The organism is Ideonella azotifigens, from assembly GCF_006519715.1.
Classification (GTDB): domain Bacteria; phylum Pseudomonadota; class Gammaproteobacteria; order Burkholderiales; family Burkholderiaceae_C; genus Ideonella; species Ideonella azotifigens.
Genome location: NZ_VIDT01000860.1, coordinates 1 through 1998, shown reverse-complemented (window position 1 = coordinate 1998; position 1998 = coordinate 1). Strand labels below are relative to the sequence as shown.

Here is a 1998-nt window from a genome sequence, read left to right as displayed (position 1 = left end):
GCCGAGATCGCCACACTCACTGGCAGCGTGGACAAGAGCCAGCCCACCTCGCCGCTGCTGGACCGGCTGATCCGCCAGCTGCCGGTGGAGGGCTACGACCGGCCCATCCAGATCGACGACAGCATCGCCACGCCGCTGGGCCGCTACGAACTGCAGCTCAGCGGCGACCTGCGTGGCGTGAACCGCGCGCTCAGCCTGGTGGCGGCGCGCGTGGCGGGTTATGTCGGCGCGATGCTGGCCGCCATCGTGCTGACCTGGGCCGCCATCGAACTGGCGATGATGCGGCGCATCACCTTGCTGACCAAGCGCGCTGCCGCGGTCTCGCAAGGGCTGCGGGAAGGCGACCTGGTGCTGGACGTGTCCGGCCTGCGCGGCAGCGACGAGTTGGGCCTGCTGGCCGGCACGCTGGCCGAGCTGATGCAGCGGGTCAACGATGCCGTGCGGCGCGAGCACATCCGCGCGCAGCAGGAGAAGGACCAGTGGCATGCGGTGGGCCACGAGATCATGTCGCCGCTGCAGTCGCTGATGGTGCTGCACCCGAAGGCGGACGACGCCAGCCACCGCTACATCCAGCGCATGCAGCAGGCCGTGCGCGTGCTGTACGGCCAGGCCAGCCCCAGCGAAGCCTTCGAGGCCACCACGCTGGGGCTGGACGCGCTGGACCTGGACGCCTTCCTCGCCGAGGTGGCGGCCAATGCGCCGCACGCGGGTGTCGAGCACGTCGTCTACACGCCGCTGGGCCAGCCCGTGCCGGTGCAGGCAGATGCCTACGCGCTGGAAGACGCGGTGACCCACATCCTCAGCAATGCGCAGCGCTATCGCCCGCCCGGTACGCCCATCAGCTTGACGCTGGCGCTGGAAGGCGACGCTGCGGAGCTGCGCATCCACAACGACGGCCCGCCGATTGCGACTGAACAACTCGAACGCATCTTCGAATACGGCGTGTCCAGCCAGCACGAAGGTTCGGGCGACAGGCCGGACCAGCGCGGCCAGGGGCTGTTCGTTGTGCGCACCTACCTGGCCAAGATGGGTGGCACGGTGAGGGCGCAAAACGACATTGGCGCACCCGGCGAGGCGGGCGGCGTCAGCTTCGTGCTGCGGCTGGCCAGGGCCAAGCTGCATTGAGCAAGCGCGGCCCGGCCTTCACACGGCGCTGACGCTGTCTGCCTGCGATTGCGCTGCCGCGTCCAGCACCGGTGGAGCGGTGACGATGGAGCGCAGCGCCGGTGCTACCGGGCCCAGCCGTGCCGGGTCGGGGCGCGGGCGGTTCAGCAGCGGGTTGCCGGCGCAGGCGCTTTCCAGTGCCTGGGCGGCGGCCAGCGTGAAGCGGTCGCCACGGAACGGGCCCACCAGTTGCAAGCCGAAGGGCATGCCTTGCGCGTCGCTGCCGCAGGGCAGGCTCAGGGCGGGATGGGTGGTCAGCGTGGTCACATAGGTCAGCGCCAGCCAGCGGTAGTAGTTGGCCTGCGGGCGGCCCTGCACCGTGGCGGCATGCGGCTGGGTCCAGGGGAAGGGCGAGACGGGCGTGACGGGAGAGAGCACCAGGTCCACCTCTTCATAGATCTGCTGGAAGCGCTTGAGCAGCCGGGTCTGTTCGCTTTGGGCCCAGGCCACGTCCAGCAGGCTCATGCGGGCGCCCATCTCGTAGTTGCTGCGCGGGTTGGGGCCGAGGTTGGCGGGGTCGCGTTCATAGGCTTCGCGCATGCCGGCCACGAAGGCCTCGGCGCGCAGCACGTCAAAGCAGCGGTGGGCATCGCCCATGGCATGTTTGCCGCCGAAATCCAATTCGGTGCAGGACTTGAACAGCGGCGCCAGGGCCGCGACCTTGGCGCGGAAGGTGGCGCGGATGTCTTCGTCCACATCGCACAGGCCGAAGTCTTCGGTGAAGCCCACCCGGAGCCGGCCCAGGTCCACGTCCGGCAGGCGCAGGAACTCGGCCGCGTCGACCTCGTGGCTCAGCGGGTCCACCGCGGCCATGCCGGCGCTGGCGGCCAGTTG

At 70.0% G+C, this 1998-nt stretch carries 2 protein-coding genes; one reads left to right on the top strand and one right to left on the bottom strand.

Annotated features, from left to right (window positions below; translation table 11 throughout):
- Positions 1 to 1125: sensor histidine kinase (locus tag FKP22_RS28540; RefSeq protein WP_141291490.1), on the top strand; the 1125-nt coding region annotated here is incomplete at its 5' end.
- 18 nt (positions 1126 to 1143) lie between these two features.
- On the opposite strand, the gene FKP22_RS28535 is transcribed toward FKP22_RS28540, so the two are convergent.
- On the bottom strand, positions 1144 to 1998 hold an 855-nt coding region (locus tag FKP22_RS28535), incomplete at its 5' end, for an amidase family protein (protein ID WP_259372469.1).